A 25,314-nucleotide genomic window follows, 5' to 3' on the forward strand; every position below is an offset into this window, starting at 1 on the left:
GGATTATCACCAATGGAATCGTCGAGCTCTACCATTGCATCCCCGATAACCCGTGGGCGTGTCGCGATGGACGTTGACATCCGACCGCGGCGCGAACGGGAATTCTCGATTTCGGCCGGGAGACCCGTAGGTGAATTCCCCGCCAAGACCGCCGAACTCGAATCGCGACGCGATACACCCGTTTGTCGGCTATCTTCCGGCATCGGGGCAGGCACCCTCACCCCGGGGGTCTCCGACATTCTGTCGTACACGCAGTGTCCGCGCGCGGTGAGCCTGTCGGCGCGGACGGGCGCGAGCCGGAGAAACGACCGCTCATCGACCGAGCGCGCTCAGGAAACCGATATGGGACGGTCGTACAGAACTCGGTCCGGCGACGTGACTCGAGGCGGCCGGGACGACGCGACGAGTCCGAGCGCGCGCGAAACCCCTACCGCACAGGGAATTCACCAACACCCGACCCGCGAGAGAATCAGCCGAGATCGGCGGCGGACCGATGCGGCTCCAGCGTCTCGGCCCGCGGACGATCCGGCTGCCGCGGCGGCTCGGACTGCGACCGTGCCCCCAGTCCCCGGTACGACGACGGCTTGACCGGTAGGAACCACTGGGCCAAACGGGTGCGCAGCGGAAGCCGGAACTTCATGTCACGCAGCATGTCATCGATATTGTGGATGGCGAACGGGGTGATGGCCGTGCCGTGGGCGTGGTGGCCGTCGGTGCCCATCTGCATCCATCGCAGCCGCTCGTCGACCTCGGCCGCCATCTGCTCCGGCGGCGGCAACTCGATGCGCCCGCGCAGCATCGCCGCGGTCCAGTGTGCGCCGACCTCCGCGCCGAGCGCGCTCAGGAACGACGAGTTGTAGCCCGCGAAACTCAGATTCGGCACCTCGACCGGGAGAATGTGCCGGTACAGGCGAAAATTGCCGTTCTCGTCGGTGAGCCTGCGTTGGATATAGGGGGTGAGGAAGGGCACGCGCTGGTGGAATCCGGTCGCACACAGCACGACATCGGCCTGCACCCGCTGCCCGTCGGACAGGTCGACCGCCGGTCCGGCCTTGGTGCTGAGCATGTCGACGATCGTGGTGTCGCGGTGCACGACGATCCGCCCATCGCGGACCTGCTCGTAGAAACCCTCGGTGGTCAGCGAGGCGCCGCTCTGCGCGATCTCCTCGAACCGGCCCTGGGGTACCAGACCGAGTTCGCGCAGCATCATCCGCTTGGTCGCCAGTTCACGCAATACGTCGAAGTTGCTGTCGCGGAAGGAGCGGCCCGCACCGTGCAGCAGTCGCTCGGCGCGCCCGAGGCGCTGGTAGCGGAAGTGCGCCTCGCCCGAACGGGTCAGGATGAGCCGTTCGTAATCCTGGCGCAGACCGGGTTTGCGCGGCATCTTCCAGTGCAGCCGCCGCGCCACCACCCTGGTGGAGGCGGCCACGTGACTGACGGCCTCGGCGACATCGCAGGCCGACTTGCCATAGCCGACGACGAGGACGGTCCGGCCGCGCACGGCCTCGAGATCGTGGAAGTTCGAGGTGTGCAGCAGTTGTCCGCCGCCCACCTGGTACAGGTCCGCGCCGCGGAAATCGGGAATCGCGGGATCGCTGAAGACGCCGTTGGCGACGATCAGGTGGTCGCACGAGGTCCGGTGCACCCCGGTGTGATCCCTGACCTCGAGCAGCCACCCGCTGTCGACCGGGTCGGCGGCCACCACCTCGGTGTCGAGCCGCAGGCTCTCGCGCAGACCGAAGTGCTCGACATACCCCTGGAGGTACGCCTGCATCTGCGCGCCGTCCGGCACGTCGGGATAGTCGTCGGGCATGGGAAGGTCCGAGAAGCGGTAGGTCCGCTTCGAATTCTGGGTCCGCAGACCCGGATAGCGCCGCGTGATACTCCATACGCCGCCGACATCGGGTGTCCTGTCGAACACCTCGATCGGAAAACCTTCCCGGCTCAACACCTTCGCGGAGGCGAGGCCTGCAATGCCCGCACCTACGATCGCGATGCGGTTCCCGCTTGTCATGGGCATCGAGATTACCCGCCCGCGCGGTGTCGCAAAGCCGGCGCACCGGATTTCGCCGGATCCGAGCCCGTCGTCCCCCGTGAACGCCTAGCGCGCACGCGGGGTGACCACGACGCGCGCCCGCCGCGCCGGAACCGTCGTGATGTTGCGCACCCGCAAACGTTCGGGTGCGGCGTCGGCCGGAGTGAGAACATGCCTGGTCAGGACTTCCCGCAGCACCTCGGTTGCTTCCATCAGCGAGAATCCGGCGCCGATGCACCGGCGCGCGCCGCCGCCGAAGGGCAGCCAGGTGTTCGGCTCGACCGAGCCGTCCAGGAAACGCCCAGGGCGGAAGACCTCGGCATCGGCGAAGTTGTCGCGATCGCGGTGCGCCAGCAGTATCGAGCAACTGACCGTGGTGCCCGCGGGCAGGCGCCACCCACCGACCGTGGTGTCCCTGGTGAGCCTGCGCACCGCGGCGGGGATCACCGTGCGCAGTCGCATGGCCTCCTTGACGACCGCTTCGAGCACGTCGTCGTCACCGTTCGCCGCGGCGCGCGCCGCCTCGTGCTGAGCTTGCGGGTCGACGGCAAGTTCGTACAGCGCCCAGGACAGCGCCGCCGCGGTGGTCTCGTGTCCGGCCAGCAGCAGGGTGATGAGCTGGTCGCGCAGTTCGGCGTCGCTCAACGGCTCCTCGCCGGATCCGGCGCCGACCTGGAGCATGCGCGAGAGCACATCGGTGCGGTCGGCCAGGTCGGGTGCGCGCCTGCGCGCGGCGATCTCGCGGTACAGCAGTTCGTCGATGGCGGTCAGATTGCGTCGGAAGCCCCGCCACGGCGGTATTCGCCGCACGCCCACGCGCAATCCGGCGTACTGCACCGGGGTGATGGTGACCACCCGATGCAGCCGCGGCGCCAGCTCGGCCCGGGTCCGCTCGTCGGTGACGCCGAATACCACGCGCATGATGACCTCGAGGGTCAGCGCGTTCATCCGGTCGAGGGCGGGCACGGTGGCACCGGGACGCCAGCGTTCGGCTTCGGCGGCCGCGATCGCGGAGACCAGCGTCCGGTAATCGCGCAGCGCCGTCCCGGTGAAGGCGGGCATGAGCAGTCGGCGCGCGCGGGCGTGCTCGGACTCGTCGGTGAGCAGCACCGAATGCGTTCCCATCAGGGGCCGCAGGATGTTGTTCGCCTCGCCCGCGTGCATGGTCCGCGGGTCGCCGGCGAAGATCTCCTTGATGTGCTCGGGACGCGAGAACACCACGGCGCGATCGGAGAACGGCGGTATGCGAATGGAGAAGACCGCACCGTAGCGGCGGCGGAGCACCGGCAGCACTATCGCACGTCTACGCAGGTAGAGGACGGTTTGTAAGGCCGCGGGCAGCGGCGGCCCCGGCGGATAAGGACTTATCGTGTCGGCCGTCATCGCCTCTCCCGGATGTTCACGCCCCGGCATCAGTGTGCGCGGCGACCGCGATGAGGTCCACCGGCAGGTCGCGCACACCGCGGAACAATACGCTCTCACGCCAGTGGATATCGTCGGCCCGCACCGCCAAACGCAGGTCGGGGAATCGCCGGACCAGCGCGGTCAGGGCGATTCGGGCTTCGAGGCGGGCCAATCCCGCACCGAGACAGAAGTGGATGCCGTGCCCGAAGGCGATGTGACCGCCCGCGTCACGGGCCGGATCGAAATCGCTCGCGCCCGCGAAACGCCGCTCGTCGTGATCGGCCGACCCCAGCGCGACCAGAACCAGCTCGCCCGCGGGGATCTCCACACCGTCCACCCTGATCGGCTCGGTGGTGTAGCGCATGGTGGCCATGTTCACCGGGCCGTCGTAGCGCAGCATCTCCTCCACCAGTGCGGGCGCCCCCTCCGGCCGAGCGGCCAGCGCCCGGTACCGCGAAGGCTCCGACAGGAGTGTGAGCACGGTATTGCCGATCAGGTTGACCGTGGTCTCGTGACCTGCCACCAGGATGACGAAGGCCATCGACAGCACCTCGTCATCGGTGAGTCCGTCCTCGTCGCCCGAGGTGGCCAGCAGATCCGACAGCAGATCCGCGCCGAGCCCTTCGGCCCGGCGCGTGGCGATCAGCGCCTCGAAATAGTCGACTATGGCGTCGGTGGTGCGGCGCATCTCGGCCGCGTCGGACATGGCGGTGTCGGAGACGACCGACGACCACTCGCGAAACATTTCACGATCGGCGAGCGGAACGGCGAGCATTTCGCAGATGACGGTGATGGGCAGCGGAAATGCGAATTCGGCCATCAGATCCACCGGACCCGCACCGCTTTCGGACATCCGATCGAGCAGCGATTCGGCGATAGCCTCGACGCGGGGCGTCAACGCCTCGACGCGGGCCGGGGCGAAGGCCGGGGTCACCACCCGCCGCAGCCGCGAATGCCGCGGCGGGTCGGTATTGAGCAGATGGTGGGACAGCCGCGAATTGACCGCGGTGATTCCGCTCTGCCCGCCGCCGTCGGCGCGCGCCCGCCTACCCGTGTCGGTATGCGGATCCTTGCGGACCGTGGGGTCGCGCAGGACTTGGCGAGCCGCCTCGTAGCTCACCACCAGCCAGGCGCGCACGCCGGTGCGGAATTCGATCGGATGCACCGCGGCGTCGGCCCGCAGCGCGGCGTAGTAGTCATACGGCGCACGGAAGAAATCCGGCGGCAGACGTTTCATCTCGACGAGCCTTCCCGAGTCACGACCGAGCCCCCCGCACGATCTCCATCACGTGCTCCCCGCTGCGGAATCCGCGCCGTGCGCCGTCGACATCGCCGCGGGGGGTGAAACCGCCGGATCGAAAACCGTTGTGCCCTCGGTCGATCCGGCCACATCGATACTGGCACGGTTCCCCCGATTCGGCCACAACCCGTACCCGGCTACTCTCCTTGGATGCGTGTGACAGTCCCCGACCTGCGGCGAGCCCGGATCGCGGACTCGCTCGCCTTCGGGATGCAGGGCTTCTTCTTCGCCGTGATCCTCAGCCACCTGCCCCAGCAGCAGGAGAAGTTCGGGCTCTCCGACGGCACCATCGCCGCGGGCATCCTGCTCGCCTCGGTGCTGGCGGGCGGGGGCAGCGTCCTCGCCGAGCGGATCGCGTTGCGCCGCTCCAGCCGCACGACCCTGCGCCTCGGACTGCTGCTCGTCACGGTGACCGGCTGCGCGGTCGCCTTCGCCCCCGATACCGCGGTGCTGCTGGTGAGCCTCGGCTGCTACGGCGTGGCACTCGGCATGGTCGACGCGAGCGCGAACATGCAGGCGGTGTTCATCCAGCACGGGTACGGCACGTTCATCCTGGCGTCGTTCTACGCGGCGTGGAGCGCGGGGTCGATCGGCGGTGCGCTGTACGTGGCGGGGACCGAATCGCTGGATATCGGGTTGCGGCCCTCGCTGCTCGGCGCGGCGGGGCTGGTGCTCGCGGTCGGCCTCGCGCTGGGGCCGTGGCTGTTGGATCGCGGCGCGGCCGAAGCCGCTCCCGCGGAGTCACCGGATGGCGGATCGTCGGCGTCCACACCTGTCGGAACCCGGTTGTTCCTTGCCCTCGGCATGGCCATCGCGCTGGTCTTCGCCGTCGACGTCTCCGTCGGCAGCTGGTCGGCGCTGTACCTGACCGACGAACTGCGCGCGAGTCCGGCCATCGGGGCGCTCGCCCTCGCGGCGTATCAGGGCTCGGCGCTGCTCGCGCGGCTCGTCGGCGACCGGTGGGTGCGCCGATTCGGACCGCGGTCGGTGGTGCGCGCCGTGGCGGTGGTCGGCGCGGCGGGGATGGCGCTGGTGGTGTGCGCGCCGGCGCCCGGCTTCGCACTGGCGGGCTTTCTCGTCACCGGACTCGGCATCGGCGTGATCGCCCCGCTGTGCTTCAGCGAGGCGGGCGAGGCGACCGGCGGACCCGCGCTCGACGCCCTCATCGCCCGGCTCAACCTGTTCAACTATGCGGGCACGCTGGTGGCGGGCGTGGTGGTCGGCGGTATCACCACCGCGCTCACCTACCGCGTCGGATTCGTCGTTCCCCTGGTCTGCGCCGCGGCGCTGGTCGCGCTGGCGGGCGCCTTCCACCGCCGCCCCGCGGTCGGGACATCACCCGATTCTCCGCCCGACCGTGCTGTACTGGACATATGAGCGACATCCCGGTAACCGTCGACCGGGCCGGACTGTGGGACGCCGAGGCACTCAGCGACGTTGCCGCCGCGACCTTCCCGCTGGCCTGTCCCCCCGGCGCGACCCCCGAAGACATCGACATCTTCATCACCGAGGCGCTCTCGGGTGAAAGGTTCGGCGAATACCTCACCGACCCCACCCGCACCGTGCTCAAGGCCGTCGCGGACGGCGACATCGTCGGATACGCCATGCTGCACGCGGGCGCACCCGTCGATCCCGGGGTCGCCGCGGCGGTGAACCTGAGTCCGGTGGTCGAGATCTCCAAGATGTACGTGCTGCCCGGACACCACGGCAGCGGCGTATCGACCGCGCTCATGCATGCCGTGCTCGACCGCGCCCGCGCGGACGGCGCGGCCGGGGTCTGGCTCGGGGTCAACCAGGACAACGTTCGCGCCCAACGCTTCTACGCCCGATACGGATTCCGGCGGGTGGGCACCAGGACCTTCCACGTGGGCAGCCAAGTGCACGACGACTACGTCATGCGCCTGGTCTTCTGAACCGTCCTGTTCCGGCCGTCCTTTTTCACGAAATCGACAAGGGCCGAGGCGAATTCAGGATCGATGACGGCCATCATGTGATCGCCGGAGACCACCGTGCAGCGCCCGTCGGGCAGCGCCGCGGCGAGGCGTTCGGGTTCGATCGCCAGCGGATCGGCGTCACCGGCCAGCACCAGGGTCGGCACGGTGATATCGGCCAGCGTGCTGACAGGGCGTTCGTCCAGGGCGGCGGCCACCGCGCGGATCGCGGTGCGATCGGCGCCGACCGCGTCGGCCAGCAGGCGGAACGCCGCGGCCAGCGGCGGTACCTCACCCGGTTCGTCGCGCATCGCCTCGATCAGCGACTCGAGTTCGATGGCACGGCGATCGATACCGCCGCAGTCGATCACGCCCGAACCGATACCGCCCACGACCAGCCGCCGCACCCGATCGTCGGCTGCGGCCACCAGCAGCGAGATCACCCCGCCCATCGAATAGCCGACCTGCACGACCTCTTCCAGACCCAGTTCGTCGTAGAGTGCCCGGACGTCCTCGGCCATGGCCGCCCACGAGTACCGACCGGGATCGTGCGGTTTGTCCGACCGTCCGTGTCCGCGCGCGTCCAGGGACACCACCGTGCGGCCCGCCCGCTGGAGCGCGCCGACCACCCCGACGCTCATCCAGTTGGAATTGGTGTCGCCGACGACCCCGTGCTGCAACACGACGGGTGTGCCCTCGCCCTCCCACACGCGGTAGTTGAGTTCGAGCCCGTCCCAGGTGGTGAACTTCGTCATGGCCGAATCCTAGGTGGTGGCCGTCGTGCTGGGTCTCGGACCGCAGGGCCGCGGTCAGGCGGTGGCCGCTTCGAAACGCGAGAGCGCCAGCAGCCGCGAGGTGGCGCGCAGATACTTCTTGCGGTATCCGCCCTCGAGCATTTCGTGGGAGAAGATCTCGTCCAACTTGGCGCCGGAGACGGTGACCGGCACGCCCGCGTCGTAGAGCCGGTCTGCCAGCACCACGATGCGCAGGGCGACGGCCTGGTCGGTGACCGCGTGCACCCCGCGCACGTACACCGCCGTGACGCCCGCGATCAGCGCGCCGTACTTGGACGGGTGCAGGGTGCTCAGGTGCGCGAGCAGCGGATCGAAATCGTCGAGGGTGGAACCCGGTGTGGCCGCGGCCCGTTCGGCCAGCGCCGTCGGATCGCCCGGGGCGGGAGCGGGCGGTAGATCGCGATGCCGGTAGTCGGGACCGTCGACGCGCACCGCCTCGAAGATCGAGCCGAGCTTCTTGATCTCGCGCAGGAAGTCCTGTGCGGCGAAACGGCCCTCGCCGAGTTGGCCGGGCAGGGTGTTGGAGGTGGCGGCGATCGAGACGCCGCGGCCGGACAGTTCGGTCAGCAGCCGCGACACGAGCATGGTGTCGCCGGGATCGTCGAGTTCGAATTCGTCGATGCACAGCACGCTGTTGCGGGCGAGACGCTCGACGGCGTTGGTGAAGCCGAGCGCGCCGACGAGATTGGTGAGTTCGCCGAAGGTGCCGAAGGATTTGGGCGCGGGCGCGTCGTGGAAGATCGAGGCGAGCAGGTGGGTCTTGCCGACGCCGAAGCCGCCGTCCAGGTAGAGCCCGGCGCCGGTGACCTGCCTGCGCCTGGCGAACAGCCCCTTCTTGTTGGCCGCGCGGTGGATCTCGCCGACCTGGCGCGCGAAGTTCTCGGCCTCGCCCACCGCCGCGGCCTGCGTGGGTTCCGCCGGGTCGGGGATGTAGGAGCCGAAACTGACTTCGTCGAACATCGGGGGCGGCACCATCTGGGCGACGAGTTGATCCGCCGGAACCTCGGGGTGGCGATCGACGAGACGTTCTTGCATGGACGAAGCCTAATTACGTGGTGTGATATTGGTTCATGCGGCGTATCCACAATGCGATCCAGCTCACAGAGTCGGACCCCGACGACCTCGCGGAGCTGTACGCCTACCCCTCTTCGCTCGATCTGCCCTGGGTGCGTGCGAATTTCGTTTCCAGCATCGACGGCGCCGCGACCAGCGCCGATCTGTCCGCCGGCCTCGGCACCGACGCCGACCGCACGGTGTTCACGATGCTGCGCGACCTCGCGGACGTGATCCTGGTCGGTGCGGGCACGGTGCGCGCCGAGAACTACGGCGGCGCGCGCACCGACGCGGTGCGCCGCCGCGTACTGCGCGAGCGGGGCGCGGGCGGCAGCGCCGAGGGCTATCCGCCGCCCATCGCGGTGGTGACCGCGAACGCGGCACTCGACCCGACCAGCCGACTGTTCCACGACACCGCCGTCGCGCCGCTGATCATCACCACCGCGAGCGCCCCCGCGCGGAACACCGCCGCGCTGGCCGCGGCGGGTGCGCAGATCGTCGAGGCGGGCGCGGTCGCGGTGACGCCGAAGGGGTTGCTCGGCGCCCTCGCCGACCGTGGCCTGTTCCGCGTGCTGTGCGAGGGCGGCCCGCACCTGTTCGGCCAACTGCTGGAAGCCGACGCGATCGATGAACTGTGCCTGACCATCGCACCGGTGCTGGTCGGCGGTTCGGCGGGCCGAATCGCGCTGTCGGCCCACGAGTTCCATCGGCGGATGGAGCGCCGCCACGTCCTGCTCGACGCGGACGGGACCATGCTGACCCGGTGGACCAGGCGCTGATCCGCCGATATCGGCGCACGTCGCGCGCGCCCCGCGCCCATGGCCCGACGCACCCGACGCCCGCCGTGTGAAACCGCCGCGCGAACCTGGCAGGCTGTAACGCATGCGCTGGACTCGGTCGGCCGTTGTGGCCTCGGCACTGTCGATCACGACGGCACTCACGCTCGCCGGTTGCGGTGCGGGCCCGTCCGACCGTCCCGGCGTCGCCGTCGAACGTCCGGCCGTCGGCGGTGCGACGACCACCACCTCGGCCGCCCCCGCGCCGCCGCCCGCCGCCGGGGTGCCGCGCACCGATCTGAGCTGGCGCGACTGCACCGCCGCCACCGTGGACCAACTCGGCCTCGGTCCCGCGCCCGCCGGGCTGGTGCTGGAGTGCGCCGAGTTCGCCACGCCGATCGACGCCTCGGGCGCCGTGCTCGGCAGCTTCCGCACCGGTGCCATGCGCGCGCGACTCCAGCAGACCCCCGTCACGGCCCCGCCGCTGGTATTCACCTCGGGCACCGACCGCGCCTCCACCGCGACACTGGCCGGACTCGCCGTCGGCGGCGGCGCACTGCTCGCCGACCGGCCGGTGGTCGCGGTCGACCGGCGTGGACTCGGCACCTCCCAGCCGATCGACTGCCTGCCGCCCGGCGTGCGCCGCGGGCTGGCCGACAATGCCCAATTCGGGCCGGACGCGAAACAGCCGATCCAGGCGATGACCGACTACAGCCAGGACGGCACCATCGCCTGCCGTGACTTCCTGCAACCGTACGAGGGCACCTTCGACGCACCGCACGCCGCCGACGACATCGAACAGTTGCGCAAGCACTGGCAGGTCGACCGCATCGACCTGCTCGGAACCGGTAACGGCGCCAAGGTCGCGCTCAGCTACGCGCGCAAATTCGGCGACCACCTGTCCCGGCTGGTCCTCGACTCCCCCGAGCCGGTCGGCACCGACGCCGTGACCCGCGAAGACCAGCGGCTGCAAGGCGCGGAGGCGGCGCTCAAGGGCTTCGCCCAGCGCTGCGCCGGCCTCGGCTGCTCCCTCGGCGCCGACCCGCGCGCGGCCGTCGGCGAACTTGTCGACCGAGCCGAGAGCGGCGGTCTCGGCGACATCTCCGCGAACGCCTTACTCACCGGAATTACCGGCTTCCTCGGCGCGCCCCGAGCCGATCAACCCACCCGGGTCGCCGAACTGGCCGATACGCTCTCCGCGGCCGGCAAGGGCGACCGGACCAGGCTGACCGCGCTGATCCAGCGCGAAACCGCCGCGACGGCGGCCGACGGCCAGTTCGTCAACCGCTGCACCGACACCCAACAGCCCCCGACACCGGTCAAGGCGCAGGAACTGCTCACCACCTGGGATCAGAAGTATCCGGTGTTCGGCAGGTCCGCGGCCATCGCCCTGATGGAATGCGCCGCGTGGCCGGTCATGGGGGCGCCCGCGCTGCCGGACAAGCTCGACCTGCCGGTTCTGGTGCTCGGCGGGGTCGCCGATCCGCTCGTGGGCAGCGGCGGCACCGCCTCGGTGACCGGTGCGCTCGGCGCGGCGGGCGCCCGGCACTCGACCCTGACCTGGCAGGGCTGGGGTCATCCGGTGTCGACGCACTCCTCCTGCGCGCAGAACGCGGTGCTGACCTATCTGAAGGAGGCCAAGCTTCCCGGCGACGGTACGGCCTGCCCCGCCTGAGACTTCGTTCGGCGCGCGTGTCCGGGGCCGCGGCAGTCCCCGGGAAGCTATTCGACGGCGATCCGGTGTACCGTGCCCCAGTGTTACTTCGACAGCTCGAGCCGCGCACCGCTCGTACCACCGCCGAGGTGATCAAGTTCGCGTTGTGGCCGCTCGCGATCATGACGGTGCTGAACCGAGTCCTCATCAAGGCCGTCAACGGATTCATCACCGACGATTTCAAGCCGGTGTACAACGCCTCGCTGGCCTTCCTCAACGGCCGACCGGTATACACGGCGAACTTCGACTCTGTCGACCCGCACTACCTCTACCCGCCCGGCGGCACGCTGGTCATCGCGCCGCTCGCGCTGATCGATCCCGAGAAGTCGCGCTGGTGCTTCATCCTGCTCAACGCCGTGGCGATCCTGCTGGCCTGGTATCTGCTGCTGCGCTTGTTCCGCTACACGCTGCGGTCGGTGGCCGCGCCCGCCCTGCTGCTGGCCATGTTCATGTCGGAGACGGTGATCAACACCCTGGTGTTCACCAATGTCAACGGCTGTATCCTGCTGGCCGAACTGATCTTCCTGCACCTGTTGCTGCGACGGCGGGATCTGTGGGCGGGGGCGATCCTCGGATTGAGCATCACGGTCAAACCCACGCTGGCCCCGCTGATCCTCATCGCGGCGGCGCGGCGGCAGTGGAAGGTCTTCATCACCGCGATCGGTGTGCCCGTCGTGACGACGGCGATCGCGTGGCCGCTGGTGAAGGACGCCGACCAGTTCTTCACCCGTACCCTGCCGTACCTGTTGGAGACCAGGGACTACTTCAACAGCGCGATCTCCGGCAATGCCGCCTACTACGGTCTGCCCGACTGGCTGACCTGGGGTATGCGCCTGACCATGGCGGCGCTGGTCGTGATCTCGCTGTGGCTGCTGTATCGGTACTACCGCCACGACGAGCTGTTCTTCGTCACGACCTCCTCGGGTGTGCTGCTCACCGCCAGCTTCCTGCTTGCGGGCCTCGGCCAGATGTACTACTCGATGATGCTGTTCCCGCTGCTCATGTCGGTGGTCCTGCGCAATTCGGTGATGCGCAACTGGCCCGCCTGGCTGGCGGTGTTCGGCTTCATGTCCTACGACAAATGGCTCTCGGACCGCTGGCAGGGCGTCGGGCGCAATCTCGAGTACCTGCGCATCACCTTCGGCTGGACGCTGTTGCTCATCGTGATCTTCTGTGTGCTCGGCGACCGCTATCTCGCCGCGCGCCGCGAGGGCAGACTGGCCTCGGGTCTGCTCGATCCGCCGTGGATGCGCACCGCGCCGGATTCGCGCGATACCGCCGAGGACGAGCCCGCCGCCGCGCAGCCGCCCGGGTCGGCGCTCGACGAGCTGCCGCATCGGACCGGGCCGCGCAATGGGGCCACGCCCGCACAGGAGAAACGTATTAGCGTGGAGCCATGAGTTCCGACGCCGATACGTCACTGCCCACGCCGAAGATCCGGCTGACGCCCCAGGAGTGGCGGGCCAAACTCGATCCCGAGGAGTACGCGGTCCTGCGCGAGGCCGCGACCGAACGCCCGTTCGTCGGCGAGTACACCGACACCAAGACCGAGGGCGTGTACGTGTGCCGCGCGTGCGGCGCCGAATTGTTCCGCAGCACCGAGAAATTCGATTCGCATTGCGGCTGGCCGTCGTTCTTCGACCCGTCGGCCTCCGACGCGGTCATCCTGCGGGACGACGATTCGCTGGGAACACACCGTGTCGAGGTGCTGTGCGCCACCTGCCACAGCCACCTCGGCCACGTGTTCGAGGGTGAGGGGTACGCCACGCCCACGGACAAGCGCTACTGCATCAACTCGATCGCCTTGCGACTGCACCCCTCGGACAGCGCCGCGACGAGCTGATCCGATGACCTGATCGCAGACATCCGATCGCGCTTCGGCGCAGCTTACCGGACGTGCGGTGGCCGTCGCACGCCCCGATTTGCCGGGGCGTGCGCCGGGCAACCGACCGTACCCGGGCTCAGGGCAGTGCGGCGATGAGCGCCTCGAGCTCCACCCGCGGCCCGGTGTAGAAGGGGATCTCCTCGCGCACGTGCCGCCGTGCCTCGGTGGCCCGCAGATCGCGCATGAGATCAACGATGCGGTGCAGTTCCGGAGCCTCGAAGGCAAGGATCCACTCGTAGTCGCCCAGGGCGAAGGAGCTGACCGTATTCGCGCGCACCTCCGGGTAGCCGCGGGCGGCCTTGCCGTGATCGGCGAGCATCTTGCGCCGCTCCTCGTCGGGCAGCAGATACCACTCGTAGGAGCGCACGAACGGGTAGACGCAGATGTAGTTGCCCGGATCCTCACCCGCGAGGAAGGCGGGAATGTGGCTCTTGTTGAATTCGGCGGGCCGGTGCAGCGCCACATTGCTCCACACCGGGGTGCTCGCGCGGCCAAGGTCGGTTGTGCGCCGGAAATCGGCGTAGGCGGCCTGGAGATCCTCGACCCGCTCGGCGTGGGTCCAGATCATGAAATCGGCGTCGGCGCGCAAACCGGCCACGTCGTAGATGCCGCGGACCACCACGTCCCGGTCGGCGAGTCCGTCGAAGAAGGCCCGCGCGTCCGCCACGGCCTTCGTGCGGTCTTCCCCGAGCACTCCCGGCTTCACCTGGAATACCGAGAACATCAGGTAGCGGATCGTGGAATTGAGGGCCTGATAGTCGAGTCTCGCCATGATTCCTATCGTGCCACTGCGGCCGACCGGGCCGCGGGGAGGGCCGTTTCAAACGATCCGAGCGGCCGGGGCCGCGATCGCGTGCGCCGCCCGCTCCCCCGAGGCGACGCAGGCCGGAACGCCGACCCCGTGCAGGTAGGCGCCCGCCACCGCCAGACCGTCGAGGGCGGCGACGGCCGACTCGATCTCGGCGACCCGGTCCGTATGTCCGGGCGCGTACTGGGCCAGCCCACCGGGCCACCGCCGCACGACGGCCGCGAGCGGTTCGATGGGGACACCGGTCACGGCGGCCAGATCCTCGGTCGCGGCGGCGACCAACTCCGTATCCGACCACGACAGTGTCGCCTCGTCGCCGAACTTGCCGAACGAGACGCGCACCAGGGCGGTGTCGCGGGCCGCCAGATGCGGCCATTTGCGACTGGAGAGAGTGAACGCCTTGGCGCGCAGCGGTTCCCCGGTGGCGACCAGGATGCCGGAGTTGTCCGGCAAGGCGGTGTCACGGGGCAGCGACAGGGCCACCACCACCGAGGAGGACAGTTCGATGCCCGCGGCGGCCGCCGCCGCGCCGGGGGCGATGGTGCGCAGCAGTCGCGCGGTCACCGGCGCGGGAGTCGCCAGAATCACCGCGTCCACCGCGCCGACGGGTTCCACCGCCCAGCCCGCGCCGACCTTCAGCAGTTCGGTGGCGGCGGTCGCGGTGACCAGACGCGCGCCACTGCGCCGTTCCAGGGCGCGCAGCAGCACGCCGTAGCCGTCGCGGATACCGCCGAAGACGGGCGTGTCCGACGGCGCGGGCAGGGCCGAGGCGACCGCGGCGGTCAGACTTGGCGCGCCCGCGTCGAGAGCCGCGGCCAGCGTCGGCAGCGCCGCGCGCACGCCGATGGAACGCGAACTGCCCGCGTAGACCCCGCCCAGCAGCGGATCTACGCTGCGTTCGGCCACCTGTGCCCCGAATCGGCTCGCCACCAGTCCGTATACGTCCAGGTCGGACTCCGCGTACCAGGCCAGCGGACGCCGCGGTTCGGCCTCGATCATCGCCACGGTCTGATCGTCGACCAGTCCCCGCATCGACTCCGCGGTGGACGGAATGCCCATGAGGGTGTCCGCGGGCAGCGGATGCGCGCGCCCACCCGACCAGATCAGCGGGCGCCGCCCGGCCGGGTAGACCAGTTGATCGTCGAGTCCGAGTTCGCCGAGCAGCCGCGGCACCTCGGGACGGCGTCCCACGAACGCCTCGGCGCCGAGATCGACCGGCTCCCCGGCCAATTCGCCGGTGTACAGGATGCCGCCGAGTCGCGTCCCGCGCTCGACCACGACGATATCGGCCTCGTCGCCGAACAGGGTGCGCGACCGGTAGGCCGCCGTCAATCCGCTGATACCGCCACCGACAACCGCGATCTTCATATGCCCGACGGTACTTGCGTCGAATCCGCCCCGCGCACGCGCCCGACGCCGGGTACGCGGGCCACCGCCCGGCTCAGAGTTCGTGGACGAGTTCGACCAGCGCGGTCAGCACGCCCGGGTCGGTGTCGGGCAGCACACCGTGGCCCAGGTTGAAGATGTGACCGGCGGCGCCGAGGGTGATCGCCTCGTCGGCCTCGTGCGCGATGCGGCGGGCCTGCGCCTCGACCGCGGCCGGCCCGGCGAACAGCACCGCGGGGTCGAGATTGCCCTGCAACGCCTTTCCGGCGCCGACGCGCCGCACGGCCTCGGTCAGCGGAACCCGCCAGTCCACACCGACCACGTCCGCGCCCGCCTCGCCCATCGCGCCGAGCAGTTCGCCGGTGCCGACACCGAAGTGGATGCGCGGGACGCCCGCGTCGGCGATCTCGGCGAAGACCCGTTCCGAATGCGGGAGCACGAAGGCGCGGTAGTCGGCCAGCGACAGCGCGCCCGCCCAGGAGTCGAACAGCTGCACCGCGTCCACACCCGCGTCGAGTTGGGCGCGCAGGAAGGCGATGGTGATGTCGGTGAGCGCGCCGAGCAGCGCGTGCCAGGTCCGCGGATCGGCGTACATCATCGCCTTGGTCCGCTCGTGATTCTTACTCGGACCGCCTTCGACCAGGTACGAGGCCAGGGTGAACGGCGCGCCCGCGAAACCGATCAGCGGGGTGTCGCCGAGTGCGTCGACGAGCAGGCGCACGCCCTCGACGACCGCGCCGACATCCTCGGGCCGCAGCCGCGGCAGCGCGCGCACGTCATCGACGGTGCGCACCGGTGCGGCCACGACCGGGCCGACGCCGGGCACGATGTCGAGATCGATGCCCGCGGCCTTGAGCGGAACGACGATGTCGGAGAACAGGATCGCCGCGTCGACGCCGTGGCGCCGGATCGGCTGCACGGTGATCTCGCAGACCAGTTCGGGATCGAAGCAGGATTCGAGCATGCCGATCCCCGCGCGCACTCGGCGATACTCGGGCAGCGACCGTCCGGCTTGCCGCATGAACCAGACCGGGCGCCTACTCGGCTCGGCGCCGGTGGCGGCGGCCAGGAACGGTGCATCGGTCAACCGGCGGCGGGTATGAGTGCTCATCACCGCTCATCGTAAGCGCAGCGGGGTCACCGCACGGGACGCGGCGGCGCCGGCGACACGCGCGACCTCGCGGAGCGCGATCGCACGCGCCGCCGCCCGCGTGCGGCGCGCCTCCGAGCGCGCAGGGTACTCGAGGTCTACCGTCGCTTCCGTGACACCGCTCGACATCCGCGACGGGGCCGCACCGACCGAGGGTTCCCGTGGTGAGCCAGCGCCATTTCGCGCCGCGGTCGAGGCGATGGGCTCCGCAACCGTGCACCCCCGGATCGAGCTTGCGCCCATCCGGCCGCCGCAACGCCTGGCACCGCATTCCTACGCGGTCGGCGCGGAGGTGAAACATCCCGAAACCCCCACGGTTCCGGTCGATTCCGAAGGTGACGCCTTCGGACGTCTGATCCTGCTGTACGACCCCGACGGCGACGACGCCTGGCACGGTGTGTTCCGGCTTGTCGCCTATGTCCAGGCCGATATCGATGCCGCGCTGGCCACCGACCCGCTGCTGCCGGAGGTCGCCTGGAGCTGGCTGGTCGACGCGCTGGAATCCCGGTCGGAGCCGTTCACCGCGCTCGGCGGCACGGTCACCTCGACCAGTTCGGTGCGCTACGGCGATATCGCGGGTCCGCCGCGCGCCCACCAGCTGGAGCTGCGCGCGTCCTGGACCGCGACGACCACCGACATGCGCCCGCACGTGGAGGCATTCTGCGAGGTGCTGGCCTATTCGGCGGGTCTGCCGCCTGCGGGTATAACCCATCTGCGGCCGGAGTCGTATACCAGCAACGAACTGAGTTGACCACAACGTAAAGTTCAAATCTATGCCGGTAGCAGATCAGCCCGACGACGGGCACATCGTGGGAGACAGTACAGCAGAGCCCCTGCTCGCCCCCGCCGATGGAGTGCCGCCGGTTCTGGTGACCCCCGCCGAGGTCGTCGCCGCGGCCGAGGCCATCGCCGAGGGTTCGGGTCCGCTGGCGGTCGACGCCGAGCGCGCCTCCGGCTTCCGTTACTCCGCGCGCGCCTATCTGATCCAGTTACGCCGGGCCGGTGCGGGCACCTTCCTGATCGATCCGATTCCGGTCGCCGAGGCGCTGGACCCGCTGGCGGCGGCGATCAACGATCTGGAGTGGGTACTGCATTCGGCCGATCAGGATCTGCCGGGCCTGGCCGAACTGGGACTGCGCCCGGCGCGCTTGTTCGACACCGAACTCGGCGGCAGGCTGGCCGGTTTCGAACGGGTCGGGCTCGCCGCGATGGTCGAACGCCTGCTCGGGCGCGCACTGCGCAAGGGGCACGGCGCGGCCGACTGGTCCACCAGACCGCTGCCCGCCGAATGGCTCAACTACGCCGCCCTCGATGTCGAGTTGCTGCTGGAACTGCGCGACGAGGTCGCCGGATCGCTGGACGAACAGGGTAAATCCCATTGGGCGGCAGAGGAATTCGAGCATATCAGAGTGACCGAGCCGCCCGCGCCGAAGGCCGAGCGCTGGCGGCGCACCTCGGGCATCCACACCCTGCGCCGCCCCCGCCAGCTCGCCGCGGTGCGCGAGTTATGGGTCGCGCGTGACGGGCTCGCGCGCGCCAGAGACGTGGCGCCGGCCAGAATCCTGCCGGATTCGGCGATCGTCGCCGCCGCCACCGCCGATCCACGCACCATCGCCCAGTTACGGACCCTGCCCGTATTCGGCGGGCCAAGACAGCGGCGCTATTCGCGCGAATGGCTCGCCGCCGTGGAACGCGCCCGCACGCTTCCCGACAGCGCGTTGCCGCCGCTGACCCAGCCCTTCGACGGTCCGCCGCCGGTCAACCGGTGGGAGCGCCGAGACCCGGTCGCGGCGGCTCGGCTGGCCAAGGCGCGCGCGGGCATGGGCGAACTGTCCGCCGAGTACAACATTCCGGTGGAGAATTTGCTGTCCCCCGATCTGGTGCGCCGACTCTGCTGGGACGGACTCGCCGACTACGGCGCCGCCGCCACGCTTGCCGCCGATATCGATCGCTTTCTCAGCGCGGGCTCGGCCCGGTCGTGGCAGCGCGAACTCGCCGTGCCCGTCCTCACCGAGGCGCTGCGCACCGCGGGCGAGCCGTCCAGCGACTGACCCGCCGCCGCGCACTCACGACCCCGGGGTCTCGGTCTCCTCGATCCGCGCCCGCCGCGCGTCCAGCCATCCGGTGATCCGCCGGGCGATATCGGGTGCGGTGAGCCCCAACTCCGCGTGCACCTCGCCGCGGGTCGCGTGGTCGAGGAATTCCTGCGGCACTCCGAGATCGCGGGTCGGCACGTCGAGTCCGGCGGCGCGCAGCCGCGCCGAGACGGTGGCGCCGATTCCGCCGTGCAGGCCGCTGTCCTCGATGGTGACCACCAGTCGGTAGTTCTCGGCGAGTTTGACGATGGTGTCCGAGACCGGCAGCACCCAGCGCGGGTCGATGACGGTGACCGAAACCCCTTCCGATTCCAGCAGTTCCGCCGCGTACAGGGCGGTTTCGGCGAAGGGGCCGACGGCGACCAGCAGGACGTCGCCGTGCTGGGTCTGGGCCGGACCGCCGCCGGCGGCGGGCAGGTGAAGCACATCCACCCCGTCGTATCGCTCGACGGCCGAGATATCCTCGCCCACACTGCCTTTCGGGAAGCGCAGCACGGTCGGGCCGTCCTGCACGGCCAGCGCCTCACCCAATTCCTCCCGCAGGGTGGCGGCATCGCGGGGAGCGGCCACCCTGATGCCGGGAATGATGCCGAGCAACGACAGATCCCACATGCCGTTGTGGCTGGCGCCGTCGGGCCCGGTGATCCCCGCGCGGTCGAGCACGACCGTGACCGGCTGTTTGAGCAGCGCCACATCCATGAGCAACTGGTCGAAGGCGCGGTTGAGGAAGGTCGAGTAGATCGCGACCACCGGATGCATTCCGCCGAGCGCCAGACCCGCGGCCGAGGCCATCGCATGTTGTTCGGCGATGCCGACGTCGAACATGCGTTCGGGGAAACGCTCCCCGAACGCGGCGAGTCCGGTCGGGCCGGGCATGGCGGCGGTGATGGCGACGATGTCGTCGCGACGGTCGGCCTGGGCGATGAGTTCTTCGGAGAACACCGAGGTCCATCCGGGCGCCTTCTTCCCGCCGAGCGGACGGCCGGTCAGCGGGTCGATCGGATCGCAGGCGTGCATCTGGTCGGCGACGTGGTTCTCCGCGTGTTCGTATCCGCGGCCCTTCTGGGTGACCGCGTGCACGATGACCGGGCCGCCGAAATCCTTGGCCCGGCGCAGCGCCGCCTCGAGCGCGACGATATCGTGTCCGTCGACCGGTCCGACGTATTTGAGTCCGAGATCGCCGAACAGCTCCTGCGGGCTCACCGCGTCCTTGATGCCCGCCTTCACCGCGTGCACCATCGAGTACGCCGACTCCCCGACCCGCGGAATGCTCTTGAGGATGCGCTTGCCCGCGTCCAGGGCGTGCTCGTAGGCGGGTTGGGTGCGCAGGGCGGTGAGCCGGTCGGCCAGACCGCCGATGGTGGGCGCGTAGGAGCGGCCGTTGTCGTTGACCACGATCACCACGGAGCGGTCCGGCGCGGCGGCGATGTTGTTCAGCGCCTCCCAGCACATGCCGCCGGTGAGCGCGCCGTCGCCGACCACGGCGACCACGTGCCGATCCTGGCCGGTCAGCGCGAACGCCTTGGCCAGACCGTCGGCGTAGGACAGCGCGGCCGACGCGTGGGATGATTCGACCCAGTCGTGCGGGCTCTCGACGCGGCTCGGATAGCCGGACAGACCGCCCTGGCGGCGCAGCGAGTCGAACCGATCCTTGCGGCCGGTGAGGATCTTGTGCACGTATGCCTGGTGGCCGGTGTCGAATATGAGCGGATCACCCGGCGAATCGAAGATCCGGTGCAGGGCGATGGTCAGTTCGACCACACCGAGATTGGGGCCGAGGTGCCCGCCGGACGCGGCGACCTTGCGCACGAGGAACTCGCGGATCTCCTCCGCGAGCCGATTCAGTTGCGGCGCGGTCAGCCCGCGCAGATCCTCGGGCGTATCGACCCGGGAAAGCACTCCCACCTGAACTCGCTCCCTCCGGATAGTGCATCTGATCCGATTCGGTCTTCCGATCCGATTCAGTCTACGGAGCCGCCACGGTGCTCTGATCCGACGCCGGGCTGCCGCCGACCGAGTCCGCCGCCGGGTGTGAGGCTCCACACGCGCGCCGACCGTGCCGGCGGCGCGAACACACGTGTCGGGTCGACCGCCGGACCCACGGTACCCGCCCTAGAGTGGTCGTGTGGCCGGGCCCCGGGAAGTGGGCGCCCGCGGCGCCGGATCCGGGTGTGGCGGCAGGCACGGTGGCCGAGGTGGACGAGCTGGTCCGTGCCGACCGGTCCGGTGAACCGGCCGTCATTACGGAACTGGCTGAGGTGGAACCGGATTCGTTCGGGTTGTGCCCGGCCGCCGCAGGCGCCGGCCGACCGGGGAGTGGAGACGGTCGCCGAACACCCGGCGCGGCCGGAACGGCTCGGCACCGGGGTCTATGCGCGGATGGACGCCGCGGTGCGGGTCATCGCGGTGCGCGGCGGCGACTACCGACCGCGAGCACAACTCGAGGAGGACGCGTGGGAAAGAAGAAATCCGATGCCGCCACCGTGACGACCTTCGGACACGGCAGTGTGCGGGCCGTGCCCGATCTCATGCGGGTCACCGTCTCGGTCGAATGCCGGGCCGACCGGGTGGCCGCCGCCTACGGCAACGCCGGACAGCGCGTCGCGGCGGTGACCGGCGCGCTGCGTCGCCACGGGGTCGCGGACACCGATATCGCCACCGGCGGCGTCTCGGTACGCACCGAGACGGTCTGGACCGAGGGCCAGGGCAATCGGATCACCGGCTACGTCGCGGGCACCGATCTCGCGGTGATTTTGCGCGATATCGGCGAGACCGCCGATCCCGGCCCGGCCGCGATCATCGCCGACTGCGTCGCGGCCGGCGGCGACGACGTCCGGCTCGGCGGGCTCACCCTCACCGTCGCCGATCAGGCCGGGCTGCTCGCCGAGGCCCGCGACGCCGCGTGGGACGACGCGCTCGCCAAGGCCACCCGGTACGCGGCGCGCTCGGCGCGCACACTGGGGCCGGTGCTGGAGATCACCGAGGACACCGCGTCCGCGGCCCCGGCGGGACCCCGACTGCGCGCCGTATCGGCCCCGCTCGAGGGCGCCTTGCGCGCGGCACCGGTTCCGGTGGAACTCGGCGAGAGCGAGATATCGGCGACCCTACGTGCCACCTGGCGCCTGGAGTGATCGACCTGCGCCGCCCATGAGATACAGCCGAACCGGACGGGGCCATGCGGCCGCTGGGCGAGCGGTGCCCGCCGGGCCGGACGCCTCCGCGCTCGAGCTCTGTGCCCCGGCCCCTCACCGCCGGCCGAAGGACCACCGGACGGCATCGTCGAACCGGTGCGGACGATTCAAGCGTCAAGCACGGCAACACATTCCACGTGATGGGTCGCGGGGAACGCGTCGAAGGCGCGCAATTCGGTGAGGCGATAGCCGGCGGCGAGGTATAGGCCGAGGTCGCGGGCGAATGCCGCTGGATCGCACCCTATGTGGACGATACGGGCCGGTCCCGCCTCGCCCAAGGCGGCTATGACCTCCTTGCCCGCGCCCGCGCGGGGCGGGTCGAGGACCACGACCGCGGGCGCGGGACCGGTCGCGTGGTCGGCGATCCAGCGTTCGACGCGGCCGGCGTGCAGATCGAGCCAGGGCAGATCGCGCAGGGCGGCCCGGCCGTCGGCGACCGCGGCGCGCGAGGACTCGACCGCCCGCACCGATCCGGTCGGGCCGACCTGTTCGGCCAGCCGCGCCGCGAACACGCCCGCGCCACTGTAGAGATCCCAGGCCACATCGCCGTCGCGCAGCTCCGCCCATTGCGCGACCAGATCCGAATAGCATTGCGCCGCACCGCGATGCGCCTGCCAGAAACCGGTGGCCGACACCTCCCAGCGCCGTCCCGCCACATATTCCACCGCTCGGCCGCTGCCCGCGATCACCCATTCGTCGCGCGGCGCGTGCGCTGCGGCCCGGCGCGCGGCCGCACCGCGGCGTTCTTCGGCCGCAGCGGCCGGGTCACCCGCGTACTCGCGCGCGTCCTCGTCGCGCCATCCGGGTCGCCGCGCCTCGTCGCGAACCGCGCCACTGGGACGTTCACCCCCGCGCCTGCCGCGGCGGGCGCCGCCGGGGGCGCGCCGGGCGGCGTCGGCGCGGGTGACCTCGGTGCTGTCGTCGCGTCGCGCCGATTCGCCGCGCCGGGCGCGACCCTGTCCGCGACCTCGGTCGCCGCCGACCGACGCGGGCGCGAGTTCGACGATATGGCGCACGCCGTCGCCGTCCACCGCGACCACGAGATCAGAGCCGGGCGTCCACAGCCGGTCCGCTATGCCGTCCATCGCGCCGGCCACCGGTTGCGGACAGCGCAGATCCGCGATGATCTCGGTGCCGCGGTAGGCGTGCACACCGGCACGCCCGCGCGTGTCGACAGCCAGCCGGACCCGGGTCCGCCAGCCGCCTTCGGCGCGGGCGTCCGCCAGCGGTTCCACCGCCACCTCGCGCTCGATTCCCGCCAGCCTGCGCAACTGTTCGGCCACCACCGTCGCCTTGAGCGCGCGCTGCGCGGATTCGGTCGCGTAGGAGAAATCGCAGCAGCCCGCACCACCCGGCCCGGATACCGGGCAGGTCGGCTCGACGCGGTCCGGCGACGGCTCCAGGATCGCCACCGCGTCGGCCCGGAAGAAAGATCCGCCGCGATCCTCGGTGACCCGCACCCGCACCAGTTCCCCCGGCAACCCGTGCCGCACGAACACCACCCGGCCCTCGTGGCGGCCCACACAGAATCCGCCGTGTCCCGGCGGGCCGAGCCTGACCTCGAACATCGCCTCCGGCACCACGCTCACCTCCCTCACCGGTCGAGCCGGTACGGCCCGTTCACACCCGGTCCTCGTAGCCGCGCCGCACCGCGCCGGGCGCGTTGATCTCACCGGTGCCGCGACGGGCCCGCGTCGAGGAGCTGAGCTGCCACGGCACACTGGTGACCATGACGCCCGGCTCGAACAACAGCCGTCCCTTCAGGCGCAGCGCGCTCTGGTTGTGCAGCACCTGCTCCCACCAGTGCCCGACCACGTATTCGGGAATGAACACCGTCACCACGTCGCGCGGGGAATCCTTGCGCACCCGCTGCACATAGTCGAGCACCGGTTTGGTGATCTCGCGGTATGGCGACTCGATCACCTTGAGCGGCACCGTGATATCGCTTCGTTCCCATTCGCGCACCAGCGCGCGGGTGTCGGCGTCGTCGACATTGACCGTGATCGCCTCGAGGGTGTCGGGGCGGGTGGCGCGCGCGTAGGCCAGCGCACGGCGGGTCGGCAGATGCAGTTTGGACACCAGCACGATGGAATGCGAGCGGCTGGGCAGCACACCGTCCCAGTCGTGTTCGTCGAGTTCGCGCGACACCGAATCGTAGTGTTTGTGAATCATCTTCATCACGATGAAGATCGCCACCATCGTCGTGATGGCGATCCACGCCCCCGCGAAGAACTTCGTGATCAGCACGATGATCAGCACCGCGCCGGTGGCCGTGAGACCCACCGCGTTGATGATCCGCGAACGCTTCATCCTTGCCCGCTGCGACGGATCGGTCTCGCTGCGCAACAGCCGTGTCCAGTGCCGAAGCATGCCGGTCTGGCTCAGCACGAAGGAGACGAACACGCCGACGATGTAGAGCTGGATGAGTTTGGTGACCTCCGCGCCGAAGAACACCACGAACGCGATGGCGGCACCGGACAGGAACAGGATGCCGTTGCTGAAGGCCAGCCGGTCGCCGCGGGTATGCAACTGCCGGGGCAGGTAGCGGTCCTGGGCCAGGATCGAGCCGAGCACCGGGAATCCGTTGAACGCGGTGTTGGCGGCCAGCACCAGGATGAGCGCGGTGACGACGGTGATGAAGAAGAAGCCGATCGGGAATCCGTCGAAGACAGTCTCGGCGAGCTGGGCGATGAGCGTCTTCTGGTGGTAGTCGGGGGGCGCGCCGATGAGGTCGCCGGTGTTGTGCGCGTAGACGACCCCGATCTTCTGGGCGAGCACGATGATGCCCATGAGCAGCACGATCGCGATCGCGCCCAACATGAGCAGTGTGGTCGCGGCATTGCGCGACTTCGGTTTACGGAATGCGGGCACACCGTTGCTGATCGCCTCGACACCGGTGAGCGCGGCGCAACCGGAGGAGAACGAGCGCGCGATGAGGAAGGCGAAGGCCAGACCGTATAGGTGCTCCTCTTCGGCGTGCAGTTCGAAGCCCGCCGAAGCCGCGCGCAGGTCGTCGCCGAGGACGAAGATGCGGAACAGCCCCCAGCCCAACATGAAGAACATGCCGACGATGAAGGCGTAGGTGGGAATCGCGAACGCCTTGCCGGACTCGCGCACACCGCGCAGATTCATCGCGGAGAGCACGGCGATGGCGACGACGGCGAACAGGACCTTGTGGGTGGCGACGAACGGAATCGCGGACCCGATATTGGAGGCCGCCGAAGAGATCGACACCGCGACGGTGAGCACGTAGTCGACCAGCAGCGCGCTGCCGACGGTGAGTCCGGCGGTGGGGCCGAGATTGGTGGTGGCGACCTCGTAGTCACCACCGCCGGAAGGATAAGCGTGCACGTTCTGGCGGTAACTGGCCACCACGACCGCCATGACGAAGGCGACGGCGAGACCGACCCACGGCGCGTACATGTAGGCCGAGATGCCCGCCACGGACAGCACGAGAAAGATCTCCTCGGGCGCGTATGCCACCGAGGACATGGCATCGGAGGCGAACACCGGCAGAGCGATTCGCTTCGGCAACAGCGTGTGCCCCAGCGAATCACTGCGGAAGGGCCTGCCCAGCAGCATCCGCTTGGCTGCCGTCGTCAACTTGGACACTGGAGCGAGCATAGATCCCCGCGGGATGGATCGCCCGCGGGGTGGGTCGGCGACGCGGCGGGGCGAGGTCGGTGCGCACGGCGGCCCGTTCGCGCACCGCGCCGGTTTGGCCACGGACCGCGGGGGGAAAGTCGGTCTTGGAATCACCGTCCGGGTACGGTTCTGCCCAGAGGCAAGAG

The 25,314-nt window shown here is 70.0% G+C and carries 21 protein-coding genes; 10 read left to right on the forward strand and 11 right to left on the reverse strand.

What is annotated here, in order from left to right; all coding sequences use genetic code 11:
• Positions 1 to 469: 469 nt before the first annotated feature.
• The 3 genes from APZ21_RS16030 to APZ21_RS16040 form a co-directional block, all read right to left on the reverse strand.
• Positions 470 to 2,020 (reverse strand): flavin-containing monooxygenase, encoded by a 1,551-nt coding sequence (locus APZ21_RS16030; RefSeq protein WP_239476658.1) that lies wholly within the window; start codon positions 2,018 to 2,020, stop codon positions 470 to 472.
• 81 nt (positions 2,021 to 2,101) lie between these two features.
• The gene (locus tag APZ21_RS16035) at positions 2,102 to 3,418 is read right to left on the reverse strand and encodes a cytochrome P450 (RefSeq protein WP_054814378.1); all 1,317 of its coding nucleotides are present in this window, start codon (positions 3,416 to 3,418) and stop codon (positions 2,102 to 2,104) included.
• A 16-nt stretch (positions 3,419 to 3,434) separates the two neighbouring features.
• Complete coding sequence (locus APZ21_RS16040) at positions 3,435 to 4,676, reverse strand: cytochrome P450 family protein (RefSeq protein ID WP_054814114.1); 1,242 nt, start codon at positions 4,674 to 4,676, stop codon at positions 3,435 to 3,437.
• A gap of 213 nt (positions 4,677 to 4,889) precedes the next feature.
• Here APZ21_RS16040 and APZ21_RS16045 point away from each other — a divergent pair, with 213 nt between their 5' ends.
• Both APZ21_RS16045 and APZ21_RS16050 read left to right on the forward strand, forming a co-directional pair.
• A complete protein-coding gene (locus APZ21_RS16045; protein WP_054814115.1) occupies positions 4,890 to 6,116 on the forward strand; it encodes an MFS transporter in 1,227 nt (408 codons plus the stop codon).
• Complete coding sequence (locus APZ21_RS16050; protein ID WP_371852281.1) at positions 6,113 to 6,652, forward strand: GNAT family N-acetyltransferase; 540 nt, start codon at positions 6,113 to 6,115, stop codon at positions 6,650 to 6,652. Before APZ21_RS16045 ends, APZ21_RS16050 begins: the two co-directional genes overlap by 4 nt.
• Here APZ21_RS16050 and APZ21_RS16055 read toward each other — a convergent pair.
• Both APZ21_RS16055 and zapE read right to left on the reverse strand, forming a co-directional pair.
• Positions 6,628 to 7,425 carry an alpha/beta fold hydrolase gene (locus tag APZ21_RS16055; protein ID WP_054814116.1) on the reverse strand — a complete coding sequence of 266 codons (798 nt, stop codon included), beginning with the start codon at positions 7,423 to 7,425 and terminating at the stop codon, positions 6,628 to 6,630. The two genes, APZ21_RS16050 and APZ21_RS16055, sit on opposite strands and share 25 nt — an antisense overlap.
• A gap of 54 nt (positions 7,426 to 7,479) precedes the next feature.
• Positions 7,480 to 8,499 (reverse strand): cell division protein ZapE, encoded by a 1,020-nt coding sequence (zapE, locus tag APZ21_RS16060; protein WP_054814117.1) that lies wholly within the window; start codon positions 8,497 to 8,499, stop codon positions 7,480 to 7,482.
• Between the two features lie 35 nt (positions 8,500 to 8,534).
• On the opposite strand from zapE, the gene APZ21_RS16065 reads away from it, so the two are divergent.
• From APZ21_RS16065 to msrB, 4 genes are all read left to right on the forward strand, one after another.
• Complete coding sequence (locus APZ21_RS16065; RefSeq protein ID WP_054814118.1) at positions 8,535 to 9,296, forward strand: pyrimidine reductase family protein; 762 nt, start codon at positions 8,535 to 8,537, stop codon at positions 9,294 to 9,296.
• 103 nt (positions 9,297 to 9,399) lie between these two features.
• The gene (locus APZ21_RS16070; RefSeq protein ID WP_054814119.1) at positions 9,400 to 10,968 is read left to right on the forward strand and encodes an alpha/beta hydrolase; all 1,569 of its coding nucleotides are present in this window, start codon (positions 9,400 to 9,402) and stop codon (positions 10,966 to 10,968) included.
• A gap of 80 nt (positions 10,969 to 11,048) precedes the next feature.
• Positions 11,049 to 12,407: a glycosyltransferase family 87 protein gene (locus APZ21_RS16075; RefSeq protein ID WP_239476659.1), complete on the forward strand. Its 1,359-nt coding sequence runs from the start codon at positions 11,049 to 11,051 to the stop codon at positions 12,405 to 12,407.
• Positions 12,404 to 12,850, forward strand: coding sequence for a peptide-methionine (R)-S-oxide reductase MsrB (msrB, locus tag APZ21_RS16080; protein WP_054814120.1), 447 nt, complete (start codon positions 12,404 to 12,406; stop codon positions 12,848 to 12,850). The genes APZ21_RS16075 and msrB overlap by 4 nt, the downstream gene beginning before the upstream one ends.
• 118 nt (positions 12,851 to 12,968) lie before the next feature.
• Here msrB and hemQ read toward each other — a convergent pair whose 3' ends face one another.
• The 3 genes from hemQ to hemE form a co-directional block, all read right to left on the reverse strand.
• A complete protein-coding gene (hemQ, locus tag APZ21_RS16085) occupies positions 12,969 to 13,664 on the reverse strand; it encodes a hydrogen peroxide-dependent heme synthase (protein WP_054814121.1) in 696 nt (231 codons plus the stop codon).
• Positions 13,665 to 13,712: 48 nt separating this feature from the next.
• Positions 13,713 to 15,068, reverse strand: a complete 1,356-nt coding sequence (locus tag APZ21_RS16090) for a protoporphyrinogen oxidase (protein WP_054814122.1) — start codon at positions 15,066 to 15,068, stop codon at positions 13,713 to 13,715.
• A 73-nt stretch (positions 15,069 to 15,141) separates the two neighbouring features.
• A complete protein-coding gene (gene hemE / locus APZ21_RS16095) occupies positions 15,142 to 16,197 on the reverse strand; it encodes a uroporphyrinogen decarboxylase (protein WP_054814123.1) in 1,056 nt (351 codons plus the stop codon).
• A 151-nt stretch (positions 16,198 to 16,348) separates the two neighbouring features.
• Between hemE and APZ21_RS16100 the strand changes: the two genes are divergently transcribed.
• Together APZ21_RS16100 and APZ21_RS16105 are read left to right on the forward strand one after the other, a co-directional pair.
• On the forward strand, positions 16,349 to 16,987 hold the full coding sequence (locus APZ21_RS16100) for a DUF3000 domain-containing protein (protein WP_082393153.1): 639 nt from the start codon (positions 16,349 to 16,351) through the stop codon (positions 16,985 to 16,987).
• A 22-nt stretch (positions 16,988 to 17,009) separates the two neighbouring features.
• The gene (locus APZ21_RS16105; RefSeq protein WP_054814124.1) at positions 17,010 to 18,287 is read left to right on the forward strand and encodes an HRDC domain-containing protein; all 1,278 of its coding nucleotides are present in this window, start codon (positions 17,010 to 17,012) and stop codon (positions 18,285 to 18,287) included.
• 15 nt (positions 18,288 to 18,302) lie between these two features.
• Here the strand turns inward: APZ21_RS16105 and dxs are convergent, their stop codons facing one another.
• On the reverse strand, positions 18,303 to 20,237 hold the full coding sequence (gene dxs / locus APZ21_RS16110) for a 1-deoxy-D-xylulose-5-phosphate synthase (protein WP_054814125.1): 1,935 nt from the start codon (positions 20,235 to 20,237) through the stop codon (positions 18,303 to 18,305).
• A gap of 306 nt (positions 20,238 to 20,543) precedes the next feature.
• Between dxs and APZ21_RS34095 the strand changes: the two genes are divergently transcribed.
• A complete protein-coding gene (locus tag APZ21_RS34095; RefSeq protein ID WP_156371116.1) occupies positions 20,544 to 20,819 on the forward strand; it encodes a hypothetical protein in 276 nt (91 codons plus the stop codon).
• Positions 20,786 to 21,463 carry an SIMPL domain-containing protein gene (locus tag APZ21_RS16115; protein WP_054814126.1) on the forward strand — a complete coding sequence of 226 codons (678 nt, stop codon included), beginning with the start codon at positions 20,786 to 20,788 and terminating at the stop codon, positions 21,461 to 21,463. Before APZ21_RS34095 ends, APZ21_RS16115 begins: the two co-directional genes overlap by 34 nt.
• Positions 21,464 to 21,630: 167 nt before the next feature.
• Here the strand turns inward: APZ21_RS16115 and APZ21_RS16120 are convergent, their stop codons facing one another.
• Both APZ21_RS16120 and APZ21_RS16125 read right to left on the reverse strand, forming a co-directional pair.
• The gene (locus tag APZ21_RS16120; RefSeq protein ID WP_054814382.1) at positions 21,631 to 23,091 is read right to left on the reverse strand and encodes a class I SAM-dependent RNA methyltransferase; all 1,461 of its coding nucleotides are present in this window, start codon (positions 23,089 to 23,091) and stop codon (positions 21,631 to 21,633) included.
• 52 nt (positions 23,092 to 23,143) lie between these two features.
• Entirely contained in the window at positions 23,144 to 25,135 is a 1,992-nt protein-coding gene (locus APZ21_RS16125) for an APC family permease (RefSeq protein WP_054814127.1), read from the reverse strand.
• Between the last annotated feature and the right edge of the window lie 179 nt (positions 25,136 to 25,314).

The organism is Nocardia arizonensis, assembly GCF_001310275.1.
Classification (GTDB): Bacteria; Actinomycetota; Actinomycetes; order Mycobacteriales; family Mycobacteriaceae; genus Nocardia; species Nocardia arizonensis.

Excerpts from the sequence above, each read along its gene's own strand:
- APZ21_RS16030 (WP_239476658.1), bottom strand. The coding sequence starts at position 2,020 with ATGCCCATGACAAGCGGGAACCGCATCGCGATCGTAGGTGCGGGCATT.
- APZ21_RS16035 (WP_054814378.1), bottom strand. The coding sequence starts at position 3,418 with ATGACGGCCGACACGATAAGTCCTTATCCGCCGGGGCCGCCGCTGCCC.
- APZ21_RS16040 (WP_054814114.1), bottom strand. The coding sequence starts at position 4,676 with ATGAAACGTCTGCCGCCGGATTTCTTCCGTGCGCCGTATGACTACTAC.
- APZ21_RS16045 (WP_054814115.1), top strand. The coding sequence starts at position 4,890 with ATGCGTGTGACAGTCCCCGACCTGCGGCGAGCCCGGATCGCGGACTCG.
- APZ21_RS16050 (WP_371852281.1), top strand. The coding sequence starts at position 6,113 with ATGAGCGACATCCCGGTAACCGTCGACCGGGCCGGACTGTGGGACGCC.
- APZ21_RS16055 (WP_054814116.1), bottom strand. The coding sequence starts at position 7,425 with ATGACGAAGTTCACCACCTGGGACGGGCTCGAACTCAACTACCGCGTG.
- zapE (WP_054814117.1), bottom strand. The coding sequence starts at position 8,499 with ATGCAAGAACGTCTCGTCGATCGCCACCCCGAGGTTCCGGCGGATCAA.
- APZ21_RS16065 (WP_054814118.1), top strand. The coding sequence starts at position 8,535 with ATGCGGCGTATCCACAATGCGATCCAGCTCACAGAGTCGGACCCCGAC.
- APZ21_RS16070 (WP_054814119.1), top strand. The coding sequence starts at position 9,400 with ATGCGCTGGACTCGGTCGGCCGTTGTGGCCTCGGCACTGTCGATCACG.
- msrB (WP_054814120.1), top strand. The coding sequence starts at position 12,404 with ATGAGTTCCGACGCCGATACGTCACTGCCCACGCCGAAGATCCGGCTG.
- hemQ (WP_054814121.1), bottom strand. The coding sequence starts at position 13,664 with ATGGCGAGACTCGACTATCAGGCCCTCAATTCCACGATCCGCTACCTG.
- APZ21_RS16090 (WP_054814122.1), bottom strand. The coding sequence starts at position 15,068 with ATGAAGATCGCGGTTGTCGGTGGCGGTATCAGCGGATTGACGGCGGCC.
- hemE (WP_054814123.1), bottom strand. The coding sequence starts at position 16,197 with ATGAGCACTCATACCCGCCGCCGGTTGACCGATGCACCGTTCCTGGCC.
- APZ21_RS16105 (WP_054814124.1), top strand. The coding sequence starts at position 17,010 with ATGCCGGTAGCAGATCAGCCCGACGACGGGCACATCGTGGGAGACAGT.
- APZ21_RS16120 (WP_054814382.1), bottom strand. The coding sequence starts at position 23,091 with ATGTTCGAGGTCAGGCTCGGCCCGCCGGGACACGGCGGATTCTGTGTG.